Source organism: Neobacillus sp. FSL H8-0543 (genome assembly GCF_038592905.1).
Classification (GTDB): Bacteria; Bacillota; Bacilli; order Bacillales; family Cytobacillaceae; genus Neobacillus.
The window spans coordinates 123,690-143,045 of sequence record NZ_CP151943.1 but is presented as its reverse complement, the minus strand read 5'-3'; the positions used below and the strand labels follow the sequence as shown (position 1 = coordinate 143,045).

Annotated in this window: 15 protein-coding genes and 1 pseudogene; 12 read left to right on the top strand and 4 right to left on the bottom strand. The window is 38.2% G+C overall.

What is annotated here, in order from left to right:
- Positions 1-101: 101 nt before the first annotated feature.
- Positions 102-1,421, top strand: a complete 1,320-nt coding sequence (locus tag NSS81_RS00735; protein WP_342431671.1) for a YheC/YheD family protein — start codon at positions 102-104, stop codon at positions 1,419-1,421.
- A 151-nt stretch (positions 1,422-1,572) separates the two neighbouring features.
- Positions 1,573-2,076 carry a DinB family protein gene (locus tag NSS81_RS00730; protein WP_342431670.1) on the top strand — a complete coding sequence of 168 codons (504 nt, stop codon included), beginning with the start codon at positions 1,573-1,575 and terminating at the stop codon, positions 2,074-2,076.
- Positions 2,077-2,172: 96 nt separating this feature from the next.
- On the opposite strand, the gene NSS81_RS00725 is transcribed toward NSS81_RS00730, so the two are convergent.
- A complete protein-coding gene (locus NSS81_RS00725; protein WP_342431669.1) occupies positions 2,173-2,673 on the bottom strand; it encodes a hypothetical protein in 501 nt (166 codons plus the stop codon).
- 93 nt (positions 2,674-2,766) lie between these two features.
- On the opposite strand from NSS81_RS00725, the gene NSS81_RS00720 reads away from it, so the two are divergent.
- On the top strand, positions 2,767-3,348 hold the full coding sequence (locus NSS81_RS00720) for a vWA domain-containing protein (RefSeq protein ID WP_342431668.1): 582 nt from the start codon (positions 2,767-2,769) through the stop codon (positions 3,346-3,348).
- A gap of 152 nt (positions 3,349-3,500) precedes the next feature.
- On the opposite strand, the gene NSS81_RS00715 is transcribed toward NSS81_RS00720, so the two are convergent.
- Positions 3,501-3,728 (bottom strand): hypothetical protein, encoded by a 228-nt coding sequence (locus NSS81_RS00715; protein WP_342431667.1) that lies wholly within the window; start codon positions 3,726-3,728, stop codon positions 3,501-3,503.
- Positions 3,729-4,306: 578 nt separating this feature from the next.
- Here NSS81_RS00715 and NSS81_RS00710 point away from each other — a divergent pair.
- The 6 genes and pseudogenes from NSS81_RS00710 to NSS81_RS00685 all read left to right on the top strand — a co-directional run bounded on the left by NSS81_RS00710 (position 4,307) and on the right by NSS81_RS00685 (position 13,936).
- Positions 4,307-8,602 (top strand): S8 family serine peptidase, encoded by a 4,296-nt coding sequence (locus tag NSS81_RS00710; protein ID WP_342431666.1) that lies wholly within the window; start codon positions 4,307-4,309, stop codon positions 8,600-8,602.
- 221 nt (positions 8,603-8,823) lie between these two features.
- Complete coding sequence (locus NSS81_RS00705) at positions 8,824-9,204, top strand: hypothetical protein (RefSeq protein WP_342434153.1); 381 nt, start codon at positions 8,824-8,826, stop codon at positions 9,202-9,204.
- Positions 9,194-9,691 (top strand): aminodeoxychorismate lyase, encoded by a 498-nt coding sequence (locus NSS81_RS00700; RefSeq protein WP_342431665.1) that lies wholly within the window; start codon positions 9,194-9,196, stop codon positions 9,689-9,691. The genes NSS81_RS00705 and NSS81_RS00700 overlap by 11 nt, the downstream gene beginning before the upstream one ends.
- Before the next feature lie 134 nt (positions 9,692-9,825).
- Positions 9,826-11,364, top strand: coding sequence for a DUF4145 domain-containing protein (locus NSS81_RS00695; RefSeq protein ID WP_342431664.1), 1,539 nt, complete (start codon positions 9,826-9,828; stop codon positions 11,362-11,364).
- Positions 11,365-11,549: 185 nt separating this feature from the next.
- Positions 11,550-12,407, top strand: a pseudogene (locus NSS81_RS00690) (dimethylarginine dimethylaminohydrolase family protein).
- 362 nt (positions 12,408-12,769) lie between these two features.
- Positions 12,770-13,936, top strand: coding sequence for an alanine--glyoxylate aminotransferase family protein (locus NSS81_RS00685; protein WP_342431663.1), 1,167 nt, complete (start codon positions 12,770-12,772; stop codon positions 13,934-13,936).
- An 82-nt stretch (positions 13,937-14,018) separates the two neighbouring features.
- Here the strand turns inward: NSS81_RS00685 and NSS81_RS00680 are convergent, their stop codons facing one another.
- Positions 14,019-15,464, bottom strand: coding sequence for a DEAD/DEAH box helicase (locus tag NSS81_RS00680; protein WP_342431662.1), 1,446 nt, complete (start codon positions 15,462-15,464; stop codon positions 14,019-14,021).
- A gap of 363 nt (positions 15,465-15,827) precedes the next feature.
- Between NSS81_RS00680 and NSS81_RS00675 the strand changes: the two genes are divergently transcribed.
- From NSS81_RS00675 to NSS81_RS00665, 3 genes are all read left to right on the top strand, one after another.
- The gene (locus tag NSS81_RS00675; protein WP_342431661.1) at positions 15,828-16,862 is read left to right on the top strand and encodes a fatty acid desaturase; all 1,035 of its coding nucleotides are present in this window, start codon (positions 15,828-15,830) and stop codon (positions 16,860-16,862) included.
- Positions 16,863-16,942: 80 nt separating this feature from the next.
- Positions 16,943-17,473 (top strand): response regulator transcription factor, encoded by a 531-nt coding sequence (locus NSS81_RS00670; RefSeq protein WP_342431660.1) that lies wholly within the window; start codon positions 16,943-16,945, stop codon positions 17,471-17,473.
- Between the two features lie 137 nt (positions 17,474-17,610).
- On the top strand, positions 17,611-18,297 hold the full coding sequence (locus NSS81_RS00665) for an NUDIX domain-containing protein (RefSeq protein WP_342431659.1): 687 nt from the start codon (positions 17,611-17,613) through the stop codon (positions 18,295-18,297).
- 129 nt (positions 18,298-18,426) lie between these two features.
- Here the strand turns inward: NSS81_RS00665 and NSS81_RS00660 are convergent, their stop codons facing one another.
- Entirely contained in the window at positions 18,427-19,242 is an 816-nt protein-coding gene (locus tag NSS81_RS00660; RefSeq protein WP_342431658.1) for a serine protease, read from the bottom strand.
- Positions 19,243-19,356 lie beyond the last annotated feature (114 nt).

Here is a 19,356-nt window from a genome sequence, read left to right as displayed (position 1 = left end):
CTTAACAAATTGTTTGTCCCATATTCGACTTTAGTAAAAACATTATAGAATATATTTTCATACAATAACTTATCCACTTCTATTCGTAAGGGGGAATACTAATGGAAAATGTTATTGAGCTTTCAAGCAGCACACATAATGCAGGGCGCTTGACCCTTCATCCTAATTTAGCAAGGTCGTTTGGACTTAAAAGGCAAACGAAGAAACGAATTAGATTTGGCTCCAAAGCAGTACAAGCAACCATTTATCTATCGAAACATTTGCCGCAAAATAAGGCAAGTCTATCTACGGATATTTTGGACAAGCTGAGTCTTCCGCAGCATTGCAGTTTAGAGATTACAAATAGAGGAGACGAAATTCTAATTGGTCCTTTTATTGGTTTACTCGTGGGGGATGAGCAGGATTCTATAGATAATCAACTAAATAATTTATTAGACTATCTATTCCATTACCGTGAAATCAGAGGCGCGATCATGGCCTTTTCACTTGAAAATGTCGATAAAGTGAACCTTACCATGCAAGGCTATCTATTTAATCCTAAGACAAAAAAGTGGGAACAAGGTATATTTCCTTATCCGTCCTCAATTTTTGTTATGTCAACCTCGGTAAGTTCAGATTGGGCTGATCATTTTCAAGCGATCATTGGTAACTCGTTCTTTAATCATTCACGTTTGAATAAATGGGATGCTCACAAGCGTTTAGCCTCTTCCATCGGTATAAAGAATTATCTACCTGATGCAATGCTACATGGAAAACCTAAGGATTTTTATTGGTTTCTGAAAAAGTTTTCTACTGTAGATGTAAAGTCCATCAAAATGGAGGATAGGTCGCCGATCAAAGTAATTTTAAAAGACAAGAACAACATGTTAATTTCCAATCCGAACACAAATGAAATAAAGAATTATAGTTTTTATAGCAGGGGCCAAGCCTACTCCGTTTTTGATAAGTATTTTCATGCAGGTGATTATATGATTCAAGAATCAATTGATGTACCTGGCTATCAGAACATTGAATTTCGAGTGTTAATTGTTAAAGACAAATGGGGTAAATGGCAAGCAAAGGGGATATTCACAAGGGAAAAAGATTCGGAAAACCTCTCGAAGTTTATTTCTCCTATAGTCAAACTGGAAAAGGAACATTTAAAAGATCTTTTACAGCGAGGCGACGTGTATATCTCAATGGTCTACCAGGAAATTATCTATATAGCAATAGAAGCAGTAGAAGCACTGGAAGATAGTGATTCGAACCTTGCTAACGCAGCCGTTGATATGGTTATCGGAGAAATAGGTGATATCTGGATTTCCAATGTCAACCATTGTCATCCATCACATGAGATTGCATTAGTAGCGGGATATCCAGAAGTATACTATGAAATCCTAAAAACAAATATGCTCTATGCAAGAAAGTTAGCTGGATTTTAACTTAAAAAAGTAGACACTCTCCACGGGTGTCTTTACTTTTTTAAAATACATAAAAGAGAATTTGACTTTAATCACTTTTGCTATTTTGGGAAATATTACTTATTATTATCTTGATTAGGAAATCAAAATTATTATAAATGGAGGATTAACAATGTATACTTCTATTGCTGAATTTATCGGAGAATGGAATCAAGAAGCAGCATCAACTCAGAAAATTTTTGATGCCTTGACAGATGCTTCACTTCAACAACAGGTTTCTCCTGAGGATCGTAAATTAGGAGAAATTGCTTGGCATATTGTTTCTAGTACACCTGGCATGCTTATGGAATTTGGCATCACAGTTAAAGAGATGCAAGATCCAGCTGCAATCCCATCATCTGCAAGAGAGATTGCTGAGACCTTCCGAAGTGTGAGTGCACAGACTAGTGAAGCAGTGGAGCAACAGTGGACAGACCAAAATTTAAGTGAAATGCAAAATGTATTTGGTAATGAAATGCCAAAAGCTATAACACTTTCCCTTCTCATCAAGCATATCATTCATCATCGCGGCCAATTGACCGTTCTCATGCGCCAAGCAGGATTGAAGGTTCCCGGAGTATATGGACCAGCGAGAGAAGAATGGAGCCAAATGGGAATGGATGCTCCAACAAAATAAAAATTACATTACTAGCAAAATGGAGTTACCATGGAAGTATAAACGCAAGCCGGCAAGGGTTAATTTTCCTTTGACCGGCTTTTTTGTTGGACGAGACTATATCAAAACTCCGAACAAAGGCTTCAAACTAAAATAAACCAAAGCCTGATTCACATCATCACTATTGTATATTTTTTTCTCTAAACAGAACTTAATTATTAAATCAAAGGTTTCACTGTCAGACAAAGAATATCCAGCAGAACTTAAGAGTTTATCGGTTTCCTTTTCACTTAATTCAAGAGCGATAGCCAGCGCAATGGCCGTGTTTTTTCCAATTCGGTAGTCAGGATTGGATCTAATTTTAGAAAAATGCCTGCGATCGATCCCCGCTTTTTTATAAATTTCAGAATCAGTAACACCCGTTTTATCAATATAACTAAATAAAGTCTGATAGAATGTGGGTTTGCGTTTATTTTTAATAAAATCCTCTATTTCGATGTTTTGAACACTTTCTAAGATATTGCTTTCTTCACATTTTTCCATACTAGAAAATGCGAGGATGCTCAAACGAATTTCTACATACTCCTGCATTTCTATTAACTGCTTTTTATTAAGCATATCCTACCTCCAAAATGTCGCTTACTAGGCGACCTGCAAACTATTGAACTCAGTTATCATTATTTTATAAATAAAATTGAAAGGATGATAGACATGAAGAGTAATTTAACTGAAATTATTTTTTTATTAGATAGGAGCGGATCGATGGGAGGACTTGAACGGGAGACCATTGGCGGATTTAATGCTTTTATTGAAAAACAAAGAGAATTTGAGGGTAAAACCTTCGTTACAGGGATCCTTTTCGATGATCAATATGAACGATTATGGAATGGAATCGATGCAAAAGAAGTGATGCTGACAAAGAAAAATTATTTTGTAAGAGGCTGTACGGCTTTATTAGATGCGGTAGGGAAGACCATTCTAGATGTGGGTTATCGTCTTTCAAATACGAGTGAGGAGGAGAGGCCAGGTAAAGTAATTTTTGTGATTACAACAGACGGAATGGAGAATGCAAGCCGTGAATTTAGCTATGAAAAAGTGAAAGAGTTAATCATCCATCAGCAGGAGAAATATAACTGGGAGTTTATCTTCCTTGGTGCAAATATTGATGCGGGAAGGGAAGCGGAAAGCCTTGGAATTATTAATGAGAACGCTTATAGCTTTGAAGCTACAAATGAAGGTATAGAAGTGATGTATAACATGGTATCGGAGGCTGTTTCTGAAAAAAGACACTAGGTGAAAATTCTATAAAAAACTAATAAGGGACAGCAAAGTTAAAATTGTATATGGGTTATTTCCCTTCATAGTAAAAAAGAAATGAGCCTAAATGATTAGAATTTAGGCTTTTTGTGTCTAAATAGGTTTTTTCTATCCATCCATTGAAATTTTTAATCAAAGAATTCATCTTGATGGTTTGGTTGCTGTTCTCTATATCGAGATTTATAATCATTGTTACTCTCATTGATATTTGTGTCTAAATTAGGGTCATAACGAACCGGACGAAAATCTACTTCCTTTTTTTCATTTAATGCGTCCCTGGTTTCGACGTTACAAGCGGATAGTAAACCTATCGAAAGCAAAGTAAGAAAAATCGAGATATTCCAAACTTTTTTCATATTATACCCCCAAAATTTAAATGATCCATTCTTAATATGTACCTTATTAAAAATCTTAGTCATAATTAATGGAAAAAAATGAATTCCAATTCCCTTGCATTTTGTAAACTCCCTGTTACTTTTTGGGGATTTTTAAGAAAAGCTACTTTCAATCGGTGCCTGTCACCGTATCATATCCCGTAATTGGGAATTGTTTACTATAATAATTCAATTAAATTGATTTCTATGAGATTTAGGCTAGTTCGTGCATCTATGATACTAGGAGTATCGTACTGTTTTTCGTTATATTGACTCAAATCTGAGAAATGAGTCCCGTAATAACTAGGAAAAACAGTAGAGATTTCTTGTGTCAAAAAATATCTACGGTATTTTGACCTATTTTTCTAACTTTCCCAATAGATTCGTTCCTACCAATTGTTTATACACCCATTTTCTTCAACTTTTTTCGACACAATAATTACCTATTAAACGCTAAGGTAATAGTAGCACAAGGTATTTACATATTTTGTGCAGTAGAAATGAGAGGAGGAGGAAAAAGGGTAGATTATCAAATTAAAAACTTTTAGGAGGTAGATGGATTGAAAAGGAAAAAAAGAAAAGTATTATCCATTTTAACTGCTGCCATGCTGGTTATACCTTTTGGTATGCAACCACAACTGAATGCAACAGCAGCAACCAAAGGGGTCAGTGTTTCAGCAAATGACAAGCTACCTTCACCAGCTCAAAAGATTGCTAAAAAGTTAGAAACACAATTTGATGAGCAAGAAAAGGTAACATTTTTGATTAAAATGAAGGAGCAAGTGGATACTGCTACTGTTGCAAAAGAGGCTGAGAAAAAAGCGAGCGTAAATAAAGCGACTCCAGCAAAAACAAAATCCATAAAGCGTTCATCGATCGTCTCTGAATTAAAAGCAACCGCACAGGAAACACAATATGAATTGATGGAGTTTCTTGAAAAGCAAGAGGAAGCTGGGAAGGCAAAGGAAGTTCATTCTTATTATGTAGTGAATGCGATTGCCGTTACAGCTACGAAGGAAGTAATGGAAAAGGTAGCAACTTTCCAAGAGGTAGAAAAAATCTTACCAAACGAAACTAGACAATTGTTTGTTCCTGAAAAAACGAATACGGCCGTATTAGATGGGAAAGCAGAAACAAATGCGATTGAGTGGAATATTGATCGTGTAGGGGCACCAGCCGTTTGGGATATGGGGATTGATGGGAGTGGTATTACCGTGGCGTCCATTGATACAGGTGTTCAATGGAACCATCCAGCCTTACAGGAAAAATATCGCGGGTATGATGGTGATGGTGAAGTAACTCATGAGAACAACTGGTTTGATGCGGTACGAGGTCAATCTGCACCTTATGATGATCTTGGTCATGGAACACATGTAACCGGTACAATGGTTGGATCCGAGCCTAATGGAAACAATGCCATTGGTGTTGCACCAGGTGCTAACTGGATTGCTGTTAAGGCCTTCACCGCAAGTGGCGGAACGGACGTTGATTTATTAGAAGCAGGGGAATGGATTTTAGCACCAAATGGTAATCCTAATCTCGCACCAGATGTCGTGAATAACTCATGGGGTGGAGGAGCTGGACTTGATGAGTGGTACCGCCCAATGGTCCAAGCATGGAGATCCGCGGAAATATTCCCTGAATTCTCTGCAGGAAATACAACGCTAAGTAACCCTGGCGGACCTGGATCCGTTGCTAACCCAGCAAACTATATTGAGTCAGTGGCTACAGGTGCAACAGATATTAATGATAAACTAGGAAGCTTTTCACTATTAGGTCCATCTCCCTATGGAGAAATCAAACCGGAGGTAACAGCTCCTGGGGTGAATATTCGTTCATCTGTTCCTGGTAGCAGTTATGAAGGTGGTTGGAATGGAACGTCTATGGCTGGACCACATGTATCAGCGGCCGTAGCACTACTTTTACAGGCTAATTCGAGTTTAACAGTGGATGAGTTAGAAGAAATTTTACAAACGACGGCAATACCTTTAACAGATAATACCTATCCAATGTCACCAAATAATGGCTATGGATCAGGTCTAATCAATGTTTTTGATGCTGTATCATCTGTCGTTTCGGGGTTAGGAAAACTGAAAGGTCAGGTAACAAAAGAGGGAGACGACAGTGAAGCGCCGGTGTTAGAACATTCCCAACCTGCCACGGTTTTTGCAGGAATGCCTCTAACTTTAGAAGCCTCAGCTGTCGATAATATTAGTGTAACAAATGTGGAAGTGGAATATCAATTGGAAGATGGCTCCACTAAGACAATCGTTGCTGAACGAGTAGGCGGTAATTATCAAAATGGAACCTATCAAGCGAATATTCCTGGAGAAGATATTGCAGGTAATTCGTTAGTATACAAATGGAAAGCTAGGGATTTTGGTGGAAATGAAACAGTCAGTGAATACACAGTAACTGTGCTACCTGGAATAACGGTAGGATATGCACAGGATTTTGAAACTAATCCTGATGGCTGGACCTCCTATGGTGATCTAAATACATGGGAATGGGGTGTTCCATCAAGTGGTCCTGGTGCAGCATTTTCGGGAGAAAAAGTCTATGGTACCACTCTTGCTGGCACGTATCAAAGCCGTGCAAATATGTCATTACAAATGCCTCCTGTTGACTTACCAGAAGGAAGCAGTTATTTACAATTTAAACAATGGCATAATCTAGAGAGAAACTATGATTTCGGCCATGTTTATGTATCAACGGACTCTGTTAACTGGGTTCAAAAGCTTCGTGTTAATAATCTATCTAATGGTTGGATTGACGGTGAAGTTGATTTAAGTGAATATGCAGGTCAGAGAATTTATATCGCATTTAATGTAAAGACTGACGGCAGTGTGGTTAGGGATGGCTGGTATATAGATGATGTCAGACTAACTGACACACCACTTGCTGCTCCTCTAAAGGTAGATTTAGGTGTTGATGCAGACGATAAAGATTCGGCTAACATCGGCATGAAAGAAAAAGTAGACCCAAATAAACTGACGATCGCATTGCCAAAATCAAAGGATGCTAGTAAAGAACAACAAGCTACTCCGATGTTACTGCCAATGAATGCTCAGGTATCCGTCTTAGAATCAGGTCGTTCAGTAAAAACAAATCCTGCAAATGGTAGCTATGAATTGTCACATGCTGCAGGAGAATTTACAGTTGTAGCCGAATCCTATGGCTATTATCCTGAAACCAAAACAGTAACAATTGAGCAAGATGGTGAAGTGGTAGCAGACTTTACTCTTGAAGAACTGCCACAGGGGAATGTTTCAGGAACAATTACTAATCAGGCAACTGGTGAACCTGTTGCAGGAGCTACAATCTATTTAATAGAAGATGCTAAAATCGCTCCAGTAGTAACGGACGAAAATGGACAGTACTCACTCACTGCATATGAGGGTGAGTATACTCTAAAAGTGATTGCACCACATTTCTACAGTCAGGAAGTTACAATTACTCTTGAAGGAAGTATCGATCAGGATTTTGAAATCAAGCCTTTCATTGGCTATCCAGGTGAAATTGGTTATGATGATGGATCAGCTGAAAATGCAAGAGCATTTTACGATGCTGGAAATGGTTGGGCTGTAAAAATGTCCTTAGCACCAGGAAACACAAAGGCACTCGTTACAGGTGGCTTGTTCCGCTTCTGGGATACGGAGTGGCCCGTTCCAGGTGGTACTGCATTCAAAGTAGAAGTTTATGATGCGACTGGAGTGGATGGTGCACCAGGTAAAAAACTAGCAGGTCCGATTGATGCGACAGCTTTACGTGACGGTACATGGACACATGTTGATTTAAGTGGTGAAGGAATTGTTGTAGAAGGTGATTTCTATTTAGTCTATATCCAAGCAGGTATCAATACTGCATCACCAGGGCTTGGAACCGATGAAGATGGGGAAAAAGCCCTAAGAAGCTGGCAGTATGTTGGCGGTAGCTGGTCACCATCTCCAAAAGAAGAAGGAAATTATATGATCCGCGCCGTGGTTGATTATGAGGTAACCACTCCAACGATTACCTCTCCAGTTGATGGAACTTATACAAATGTTGGAAAGGTAACAGTTGAAGGGAATGCAGCACCAACAACAACTGTTCATGTTTATAATGATGGTGAGGAAATTACCACAGTGGGTGCCAATGAAAATGGCAAGTATGCTGTGGAAGTAGAGCTAAAAGATGGAGGAAATGTCCTAACCTCTAAAGCATCCACTGCACAGGGAATAACGGATGCATCAGCACCTGTTACAGTGATATATGATCAATATGCTCCAGAATTGGCGATTACTACACCAACAGATGGCAGCAAGTCGAATAAAGAAACTGTCACAGTAACTGGAACAGTTGTAGAGGACCATTTGAATTTCGTCAAAGTAAATGGAACATTAGCAAGTGTCGAAAATGGTAACTTCTCAGCGCGAATATTACTGGATGAAGGCACGAACGATATCGAAGTTTTAGCCGAGGATCTTGCAGGAAATGTAACAGGTGATTCAGTACAAATTGAGGTAGATTACAGTGCACCTGTTGTTACAGATGTAAAACCTGCTGAAGATGTGACTTTGAAAAAAGGTCAAACCGTTAAGATTGAGTTTACGAGTGAAGCTGGCTTAACCACAGCTTTTTCTATTAAGATGCCTTTGACAGATCTAAGCAGATCACAAGTGCAAAATGCTACTGAACTTCCAATGGTGGAAGTTTCACCAGGATATTACGTGGGGTACTATACAGCCACAAAAGACATGGTAGCCGATGGAGCAGTCATTGAGGTTAAGGCAAAGGATTCATTTGGAAATGAAGCTAGACAAACCGCTGATGGAAAATTGTTTATCAATGTGAAGAAACAGGGAAAAGAGAAATAATAAGAATGATTAAAAGGGAGACCCTCACTTAAGGTGAGACTCTCTTTTTTTGTGTGCTAGATTTTTAAAAAGAAAACATTGGGGAGAACAGGAATTCCAATTTCACCTCAATTTGCCAATTCCATCCGACTTTCTACGTGTTTTTTAGAATCAAATCGAAAAATGTCGAGTTTGGTTGTATAATATAAACTTGCATTACAAAAAAGGAGGGAACCATTTTGATGGAATGGACTTTAGCCGGTTTGTTTGTACTATCCGCTGTATTACTATTCATCTCTATTATTAAAACGTCTCATGCGGCAAAAGTAGAACATAATGAAGTGAATCAAATTCATATTTCTACTATGAAAGAAATCAACGCCATACAAGATTCTATACGTAATATCGGACTTGATATAGAAGTAGTAATAAAGGAAACAGGAATTCAGCTTTCTTCAGAGGAACAGGTTTTCATGCGTGAAGTACTAGATTTATATAAACGCAATTATTCGATTGAAAGTATTGCAGGAATGAAACAAGTACCTGAAAGTCAAATTGAACAGATGCTTGCTCCTTACCAGAATGTAGCGGTTGAGGGGGGAAATGCTGCCCATGCGAATTAACTTATTAAGCAGTTTCAGCGCTGGGATCCTCATTGCGACAACTATTTGCGGCGCTGTTTACTTCGCAGATAATGGTGATGTCCCAAAAGTATCTGCTAAAACCTCTGAAAAAACTACAACCATAGAGGTTCAACCTTCTGAAAAGGAAATGGTTGATCAGCTTGTAGCAAAAGGATATGTCGTTTTACCACAAGCAGAGTATGATAAGAATTTGGCTGAGGCAAAGGCGTCTGGTACAAAAGGAAATTCATCAGAAGACAATAAGTCTGGAACAACCAAAACACAAGTCGTATTGAATGTTGCCAATGGGATGACCAGTGGAGATGTCGGCTCCATGCTGAAAAGTGCGGGGATGATTGAAGATGCTTATGCATTCTCAGCTGATATTGAGAAAAGAGGCCTCCAAAACAGCTTGCGACCTGGGGTATTTACCGTAGATAGTGAAATGTCTTTAGACCAAGTAATCTCAATTATTTTTAAAAAATAAGAAAAGTGTCGGCCAATGGTCGACATTTTTTTATTATAATTTTCAGCTATTAGTGATTGATAGATTTTCACCAATTCTGACTCTTTTCCTTTTATGGTACTATAAGATTATAAATAGCTCGGAGGGATTACGATATGGACAAGCATTCATATTTCTATCAATTTCTTGAACCGCTATCAAAGGAATTGGCATTGGTGGCTAAGGAACTGGAAAATAGTATTTTTACAAGTCCGCGCACAATGCTGACGCATGCCAGAGTTTTTGTTGAAAATATTCTGCAGCAGGTTACCTTGGCGGAAAAGTTGCAGGATGAACCACGGTCAAATTTAAAAGAACGTTTGGATATGCTTAATGAAAAAGGCTATTTACTCCCTGAAATCCGTGATGCACTACATTTTGTTCGACAGGTGGGGAACCAAGCGGCACATGATGCCCGCATGTTCCGTTATTCCGAAGCATTATTGTCCTGGGAGGCATTGTATAAAATTGTTCGCTGGTATGTAGAGGTATACGGTCCAATTGATATAACCGTTCCCGATTATCAGGATCCATCCCATCAAGTTGAGCAAACCTATGATATGACCGAGCTTGAGGTGCGGTTAAAGTCTTTGGAGGAGCTATTAAGGAATCCCTTCCCAAAACCAATAGAGGATACTGCTTTCCAGGAGGTTGCGATTACTGCTGAATATCCAACAGAAGTTCAGGAGGAACTGCCAGGTTTTACGTCTATTCGGACACTATCATATAAAGGCAGAAAGCTAGAGGTACCATATTTTCTTCGTGATGCTTTCCTTTTACCACAGCGATTCAGTAAATCAGAAACCTATCTTATTCGATTAGGTGCAGAGCAGCAGGCGCGGATCATGAGTGAATTACCGAATAACCTAGAAGGACTTTACAAGCATGTCAAACGCTATAGTGATAAGAATGATGAACTCTTCTTTGAAGAATTATCTGTATTTATTGAAGAGGAAAAGGTTAGGAGAAAACTTACACTTGAGCGTACCGGTGAACTGTTCTTCTTTTATAAAGCTGACTATATTGTTGTAACGGAAAAATTGTCAAAGGTATGTCTGACCGCTGATGAGTTCACTGGTATTCCAAGTCTTTTAAGACAGCTTAATGAAGATGAAATGGAAACAGTGGGTCAGCTACCGAAAGAACTAGTGATTTTAGCAAAATATGAAAATGTCGGGATCGGCACGGTGGAGAAATTATTTGAGCAATTGAAAAAGAAAGTAAACGATAATAAGGTTGAAGATGTTGATTTATCACAAGAAAGCAGAAGCATTTTTAAAAAATGGGATTCATTATTTGTTAATGTACAGCTTGGTGAGAGTAAAACAGTTATACGCGGAGATAGTGTTCCTTCACTTTGGAAAGAGGGATTAAGATGGATAGAAGAACATAATCTGCCACTTTATCCACTTGTGAAAGCAGGGGTAGTTCTAGGTTCTACGGACTCTGGAAAACGATATGCGATTGCACTTAAACCCATTCATAAGGATAATCGGAAATTTACGCAAAAACATACCTATGAGTCTCTATTAACAGATGAAACCTATTATCTAGAAACAAAAATCAACCCGAAATCAGGTCTGGAAACACTGGCAAAATTACTTACACTTTTAGGTGTTACAGTAAGGATACCATTGTTAGAGGACACTGAATAAGTGAAGTGTTTAGCAGCCGTTCCATTTTTACGAGGACGGCTTAAATTGTTGCTGATGAGAAATACTGGCAGTCGGACTTAGTAGGAACACAAATCGATCCATTTGTTTCCATAATGGCACAAATATTTTCATTCATTCGGGATATCCTATTTTTAAAAAGGATTGATTAAATAGGAGGTCCCTCAATGACTGGAACATCAGAGTCAAGTAAAAAGACATTTTGTATGAGTGAATATGATACGTTAAAACGTGTGATTCTTTGTCAGCCGCAATATATGTCGATTCGGGAAGTCATCAATGAAACTCAAAAAGAATTTAAGGATGTAGGAATACATATTGAGCTAGCACTCGAACAACATGCAAATTTCGTTAAAACATTACAGGAAAATGATGTTGAGGTCATTTTATTGCCTTATCACAAAAAGTATCCTGAGCAGGTGTTTACGCGTGATATAGGCTTTACTCTTGGACAAACAATTTTTGTTGCTAAGATGGCACATGATGTAAGAATTGGTGAAGAGAATGTACTGATCCAATGGCTCGATGATGAAGAACTCTCCTATTACAATTTAGCTGAGGACCATATTGAAGGTGGAGATGTCATCATTGATCGAGATACCATCTACGTGGGATTAAGCAACAGGACCCATCAACAGGCCATCGACCATTTGCAAAGTCTATTAAACCAATTTGAAGTAAAAGCGATACACTTTATAGAAAAATATCTTCATTTAGATTGCGTATTTAATGTTGTATCACCAGAAGTTGCCCTCATTTATCCACCTGCATTAACAAAGGAAAACATTGAACTATTTTCTTCTCGATATGAGTTAATTTAAGTATCAGAAGAAGAACAATTTACCTTGGGAACCAATGTGTTAGGGATCGGCAACAAAAAGGTTCTTAGCCTTCCTGTTAATAAACAAGTAAATAAACAGCTTCGCAACAGAGGATTTGAGGTCATTGAAGTCGATATTACTGAAATTATTAAATCAGGAGGATCCTTCCGCTGCTGCACACTTCCAGTCTTACGGGAAGAGTAAAGAATATACAGGATTAATACATTCAAAGCACATTTCATCATTAGGAATGTGTTTTTTTATGTATAAAAAGCCAAATTTCGAGAGAAAAAGTGCTACTGGAAATTATCCTTCAAAGTAGATTTAAACATATTAACTATTGTTACTCATGGAAATATTATGAGTTTACTGTTAAAATATTATAATATGATCTTTGGTTTTGAACAATGGCAAAAGTTAAGCAACCCTGATGTGTATCTTTTACGATATGTACATAATGAATTCCAGATCGAAGTGTTTGGGGAAAGTAAATTTAGAGAGAAAAGAAGGACTTACTAGTAAAAATTAGAAGAATAATGAAGAATTGTATTTTAGGAGGAAATAATATGCGTAATAAAGAAATGCTTCTCATACCAGGTCCAACACCAGTTGTTGATTCTATCTATGATGCTCTTGCTCAAGAAACACGGAGTCACACTGACTCAAGGTTTGTCGCCATTTATCGGAATGCAATTGAAATGACAAGGAATATGCTGAAGACAGACGGTGAAGTATTTGTCATTTCCGGGTCTGGTACGGTTGCAATGGAAATGGCGCTTGTTAATACAGTAGCAGCCGGGGAAAAGCTTTTAGTCATTAGTCATGGTTATTTTGGTGATCGTTTCATTAAATTAGGTGAAGCTTTTGGTATTGAAGTAGACGTGCTCCAAGCTGAATGGGGCAAGCAGGTTTCTCCGAGTGAGGTCGAAGAGAAACTGGTTAACGGAAAGTTTAAGGCTGTTACAATTACCCATGCGGACACTTCCACGGGAGTTGCAGCCGATTTAGATGCACTTGTGCCAATCATTAAAAAGCATGGCGCACTTGTCATTCTTGATGGAGTTTGTGCGACTGCAGCAATGGAAGAAGATATGAGTAAAACCTATGGTGAGGCGGATGGAAAAATCGATGTCATTTTAACAGGTTCGCAAAAAGCAATCGGAGTGCCTCCAGGTTTGGCGATTGTTGCATTTAATCTAACAGCGTTAGACGCTCGTGCAAAAATCAAACAAGTTCCTGCATATTATTGTGATATTTATAATTGGATTCCAATTATGAATGATCCCGGCAAGTACTTTGCTACGCCTCCTGTCAACCTAATTTATGCCTATGAAGAAGGGATGAAATTGGTGTTGGAAGAGGGAATGGAAAGAAGATATAAGCGCCACAGTGCATTTGGTAAAGCGGTCAGAGCCGGCCTTGAAGTCTATGGAATGAAGGCATTAGCAGAAGAAGAGGTTGCAGCTGCTACACTTAGTTGTATACTTTACCCAGAAGGAATGGACGATGCTGCATTCCGTGCCGCCCTCGCTAAAAAAGGTCTTATCCTAGCTGGTGCGCTTGCTCATTTGGCAGGAAAAGCGTTCCGAATCGGTCATATGGGAAATACGACCGAAAAAATGTTAGAAAAAGCAATTGAATTAATTGGAGAGACATTAAATGAACTTGGTTATTCTGTTGATCCAACTAAGGCGGTAGATTGCTTTAAAAAAACTGTCGCCATCGTTTCATAATAAAATTTCCTATGAATTAAAATGGAAGAAGATTTTCCACAATAGGCAAAGGACGATTACTCAAAGTAATCGTCCTTGTTAATTATTTTACTGCTATACTAACCCTTAACTTCTTCCCTTTAACCGTTGTATTCTCCATCGCTTGTATCACAAGGGAACCTTTGCCATTTAAAATATCAACATAGGAGAGATTATCCTGAATAGTGATAATTCCAATGTCTTCAGCAGAGACCCCGGGAATGTTTGATATCGTTCCAACGAAATCGACGGCACGGATTTTTTTCTTTTTCCCGCCATTGAAATGAAGCTTCGTGATGTCCTGGTTAATTCGTGCAGTTTTATTATTTCTTACCACGCGGCGACCACTGCTTTTTTCGGCAAAAGCTTCTTTCCCAGCTGTCACTTCTTGGGGAGTAGGTCCATCAATTTTCGTTAGTTCAAAGCCGATGTATCTTTCAATCGCTTTTAGGAATTTTCCTTCATAAGGTGTGGCGAATGTTAACGCTTTTCCTTTATTACCAGCCCGGCCTGTTCTGCCTGTACGGTGAACATAGCTTTCTTTTTCCATTGGTACGTCATAGTTGATAACCAGAGTGACATTATCGATGTCAATTCCGCGTGCTGCAACATCTGTAGCGACGAGATAGCGAAAGTTCCCTGTTTTAAAACCATCCATAACAGCAAATCGGTCTTCTTGTTCCAAACCTCCGTGAAGTCGTTCACAGGAATAATTGGCTGCTTCCAATTCGCTATAGACTGTATCTACATGTTCTTTCGTTCGGCAAAAAATAATACAGCTGTCTGGGTTTTCCACTACAGTCACATTTTTCAAAAGTTGAATCTTTTCCTCTTCCTTCACTTCAATTAAAAAGTGTTCCGTTGTATTAGTGGTGATTCCCGTTGAGGCAATCTCGATATTAATTGGATCCTTCATATACTTATGACAGAGATTTTCAACATCTTTAGGAAGTGTTGCTGAAAATACCATCGTTACTCTGTTTGAAGGCAGTTCGCTAATAATCCTTTCAACATCATTGATAAAGCCCATATTCAGCATTTCATCTGCTTCATCGATGATTAAATATTTTATTTCGTCTAAAACTAGGGTCTCTCTGTCAATATGATCCATGACACGACCTGGTGTACCGACAACCACATGTGTTTTTTGCTTCAATTCTTCTTTTTGCTTGGTAAACGGTTCCTTTCCATAAACAGCTAACGCTTTAATTCGTTTGAATCGGCCAATATTTGTAATATCCTCACGAACCTGAACCGCAAGCTCCCGTGTTGGTGTCAGAATTAATACCTGTGGTTTCCTCTCTTCCCATTCAATCAATTCACATATAGGAATACCGAAGGATGCCGTCTTGCCGCTCCCAGTTTGTGATTTTACAACAAGATCCTGATTTTTTAATGCTTGAGGGATGACTTCACTCTGAACCTCTGTGGGGGCATCGTATTTTAATACGGATAATGCTCGTTTTATTTCTTCACTTAACTTATACTCGTCAAAACTTTTTTCACTCATGTACTAACCTCGTTTTTTTGGATTATCCGACATATATATAGGATTTCTCATAAAGAAATATCATATGCATCATCTGAACATGGTTCATTATACTTGAAATCAAGGCAATTGGGCTTCTTTTTTCAATAATAAATGTAATATTCCCAGGTAAGGAAGAAGGATTTTTATATTTCTAAAAATTTTTTAAAAAAATTAGATTATCCATGAAGTATTGATACGTAAGGATTTATTAGGACTTTTTTGCTAAGCGGACAACTTATATATGACATTTGTCATGCCCAGCATATGACACCTGGTACTTATAAGATTATTATCCTTCCCCTATACTATGGTTAACAAGTTAAAGGAAGGGAAAATGAGAAAATGACCTTACAAAATACGAAAACTTTAAAAAAACAAGTTGCTCCATATGAAAAATCAACGACAAAGGAAAGTATTTGGCAGATCATTAACACGGTGGGACCTTTTGTAATCTTATGGTACATGGCATATATCAGCTTATCTGTTTCTTATTGGTTAGCGTTAGTACCAATAGTAATTGCAGCTGGATTTTTAACACGGATCTTCATTATTTTTCATGATTGTACCCATCATTCATTCTTTAAAAGCCGTAAAGCAAATAGAATAGTTGGAACAGCGATGGGAGTCTTAACAATATTCCCGTTTGATCAATGGGGTCATGAGCATTCTGTTCACCATGCGACGAGTGGGAACTTGGATAAGCGCGGAACAGGGGATATTTGGACATTGACGGTAGAAGAATATTTAGCCGCACCGCTTAAATTACGGTTTGCCTATCGTTTTTATCGCAATCCATTAGTGATGTTTGGAATAGGACCAATTTGGGTTTTCATGATTAAAAATCGTTTTAATCGTAAAGGTGCCAAAAAGAAAGAACGTATGAACACGTATTTGACAAATGTTCTTATTGTAGCCGCGATTGCATTGCTTTGTTGGGCAATTGGCTGGCAGTCGTTTCTTATGGTACAAGGATCAATCTTCATGTTGTCAGGTTCAATAGGTATTTGGCTGTTTTATGTCCAGCATACCTTTGAAGATTCTTATTTTGTAGAGGATAAAGAGTGGGAATATGTAAAAGCGGCAGTGGAAGGAAGTTCATTTTATAAGCTTCCAAAAGTCATGCAATTTCTGACTGGAAATATTGGCTTTCACCATGTGCATCATTTAAGTCCAAGGGTACCTAACTATAAACTCGAAGAAGCACATAAAAATACACCTCCATTACAAAACGTACCAACAATTACACTTGCAACTAGCTTAAAATCCCTGCGTTTCCGTTTATATGATGAGAAAAAGCAGGATTTTGTAACCTTTAAAGCGGTAAAGGCTTTAGCTAAAAAGAATAGTATTTCCGTTCAAGCAAAACCAGAGCATTAAATTATGTAATGGCAGACTCTCCTTTATTCGAGGGGGGTCTTACTCTTATATAGTTGCTGCCCGATAAGGAGAGAAAGTAAATGATTCGAATTGTCATTGCTGAGGATCAGGAAATGCTGTTAGGAACCATTGGCTCCTTACTCGATTTAGAAGAGGATATGGAAGTAGTTGGGCAGGCGTGCAATGGGGCGGAGGCTCTAACGTTGATATACGAGTTACAGCCTGATGTATGTATCATGGATATTGAGATGCCTGAAATGAGCGGACTAGAGGCAGCCCGGGCATTAAAGACCTTTGGATGCAAAGTCATTATCTTAACTACGTTTGCTAGGGCTGGTTACTTTCATGATGCAGTAAAAGCGGATGTAAGAGGTTATTTATTGAAGGATAGCCCGAGCGAGGAATTAGTCAGCTCAGTCAGGAAAATTTTAGACGGAGAGCGGATTTACTCACCTGAATTAATGGACGAATATTCTTATAATGAATCAGAAATATGTGAGTTAAAGGGAATAAAAGAAGTTGAATACACAAAACACCAATCTGCTTCAGGCGGAACGGTAAGAAATTATTTATCAACCATCATTGATAAAATGAAGCTGCCTACTGGTTAAACCACATCAAAATAGTCTATTTCATACTCCTTTCTATCTTCTGGAAGGGAGTTTTTCCTTGTAAATTTATATTTATGCAGGGAATAAAAGATAACCAAGCGAATAACTGATAAAAGACTTTAAGGAGGGGAATAGTTGTGGCGGTTACTCCGAGACCTGCATCAACGGTAGTGTTAATGGATCAAATGTCTAGAATTTATTTAACACAAAGACCAAAAACGATGAAATTTATGGGTGGACAATATGTATTCCCTGGTGGAGCTGTTGAAAAGGGTGACCATAAAGCGGATAGCCAGTTTATAAATAAGGATAACTCAAATGAATTAGTTAATCAGGGCTACTATGTGGCGGCAGCTCGGGAGTTATTTGAAGAGGTGGGTGTTTTACTCTGCAGTTCGTTTGATGGTACCGGGGTTCATTTTGATAAAGAAACAGAACAGAAATACCGGCGACAGCTCTTAAATGGGGAAATTTCCTTTTTAGAACTGCTGAAAAATGAGGGAATTATTTTTCATCTTGAAAGCTTAACATACATTGGAAACCTAACCACTCCAGAGGAAAGTCCCATTCGTTTTGATACACGGTTTTTTATTGCGCAACTACCAAAAGGGCAATCCCCGAAACCTGATTTAAATGAAATTGATCATGCTGTCTGGTACACTCCTGAAGAAGCACTGTTAGCTTATAAAAGTCGAGAGATTTCTATTGCCCCGCCTACAATTTTGGCACTTAAAACAATCTTGGATCATCAAAATGGAAATCCTTTACTAATGCCTGATTTGGCTGGCATGAATTTACAGGATATACGAGAACTTAGGTTTTAGAGAAAAATTTAGAATGCTAGTGTTGTTTTTTCATAAAACAACACTGCATTCCTATTTGTTGATGCCCAGTCTCCCTTAAGAAGCAGCGTGGGGGAAAATAATGCACTTATAAAACCTACTATTCCTTGGCTATGGAATAGTATCTAGTACTGTCTTAAGATAATAAGAAGGTATGGCAACCCCAACAATTTCTTTGGTATCAATTGTCGGGTTTTGCAATGTGGCAAAGACTATACCAATTACTTCACCCGATTTATTTAATACCGGACTGCCACTATTCCCTTTATAAATGGGAGCTTCAATCATCATAACGGGCACATTCCAGTCCTTAAGCAGAGCCTTACCAATGATGGTACCTTCATTGGCGATTTGTGTGAAAGCTAACGGGTTACCAATGAAAATAATTTTCTCATTCTTCCATTTTTCCCACTCTTCTTCATCGGAAAGTGTCAGAATTGGCAGGTTCTTTGCCTCAATATCAACAATTGCCAGGTCTAATTCTGGGTGTTTTGAGATAACTGTCCCAACAAAGGATTCTCCTGTTTTAAAATGGACATTTACTCTATTTGAATGTTCAACCACATGCTCATTGGTGACTATTAATCCATCAGCATCGATATTAAAGCCTGTACCTTTTACTCCATCCCATTCAATCGTTACAACGGACTTCTTAAATTCCTTCACTTCTGATTGCTTTGAAAGTCGATTCGATACCTCTACAAAGCGGATTGCAGGGAGATTGAATAGATTAAACCATATCTCTAATGTGCTTACTAGTAAGGCTAGCACAAGCAATGGACTTATGATTCTTACGATAAACTTTTTTCGCTTTCTTTTCTTCTCTTTTTCTTTTTCCCATTCTTCTGCATTTTCCCCAGCAAAAAAGGCTTCCCAATCCATTTCTTCTTCGGAATCTTGATTAATATCTTTCTTTTCTTTATCCACGGTTTCCCCCTTATATCAGCACTTATATTCCTATTATATCGATAACTTTAAAGATAAAAAATAAATAGCTTTAAAATGAAAATAAGATTCTATAAAATATTAAGGCATTTTTTG

What these genes read in the sequence shown, in the direction of transcription:
- NSS81_RS00735 (WP_342431671.1), top strand. Translation starts at nt 102, where the DNA reads ATGGAAAATGTTATTGAGCTTTCAAGCAGCACACATAATGCAGGGCGC.
- NSS81_RS00730 (WP_342431670.1), top strand. Translation starts at nt 1,573, where the DNA reads ATGTATACTTCTATTGCTGAATTTATCGGAGAATGGAATCAAGAAGCA.
- NSS81_RS00725 (WP_342431669.1), bottom strand. Translation starts at nt 2,673, where the DNA reads ATGCTTAATAAAAAGCAGTTAATAGAAATGCAGGAGTATGTAGAAATT.
- NSS81_RS00720 (WP_342431668.1), top strand. Translation starts at nt 2,767, where the DNA reads ATGAAGAGTAATTTAACTGAAATTATTTTTTTATTAGATAGGAGCGGA.
- NSS81_RS00715 (WP_342431667.1), bottom strand. Translation starts at nt 3,728, where the DNA reads ATGAAAAAAGTTTGGAATATCTCGATTTTTCTTACTTTGCTTTCGATA.
- NSS81_RS00705 (WP_342434153.1), top strand. Translation starts at nt 8,824, where the DNA reads ATGGAATGGACTTTAGCCGGTTTGTTTGTACTATCCGCTGTATTACTA.
- NSS81_RS00700 (WP_342431665.1), top strand. Translation starts at nt 9,194, where the DNA reads ATGCGAATTAACTTATTAAGCAGTTTCAGCGCTGGGATCCTCATTGCG.
- NSS81_RS00695 (WP_342431664.1), top strand. Translation starts at nt 9,826, where the DNA reads ATGGACAAGCATTCATATTTCTATCAATTTCTTGAACCGCTATCAAAG.
- NSS81_RS00685 (WP_342431663.1), top strand. Translation starts at nt 12,770, where the DNA reads ATGCGTAATAAAGAAATGCTTCTCATACCAGGTCCAACACCAGTTGTT.
- NSS81_RS00680 (WP_342431662.1), bottom strand. Translation starts at nt 15,464, where the DNA reads ATGAGTGAAAAAAGTTTTGACGAGTATAAGTTAAGTGAAGAAATAAAA.
- NSS81_RS00675 (WP_342431661.1), top strand. Translation starts at nt 15,828, where the DNA reads ATGACCTTACAAAATACGAAAACTTTAAAAAAACAAGTTGCTCCATAT.
- NSS81_RS00670 (WP_342431660.1), top strand. Translation starts at nt 16,943, where the DNA reads ATGATTCGAATTGTCATTGCTGAGGATCAGGAAATGCTGTTAGGAACC.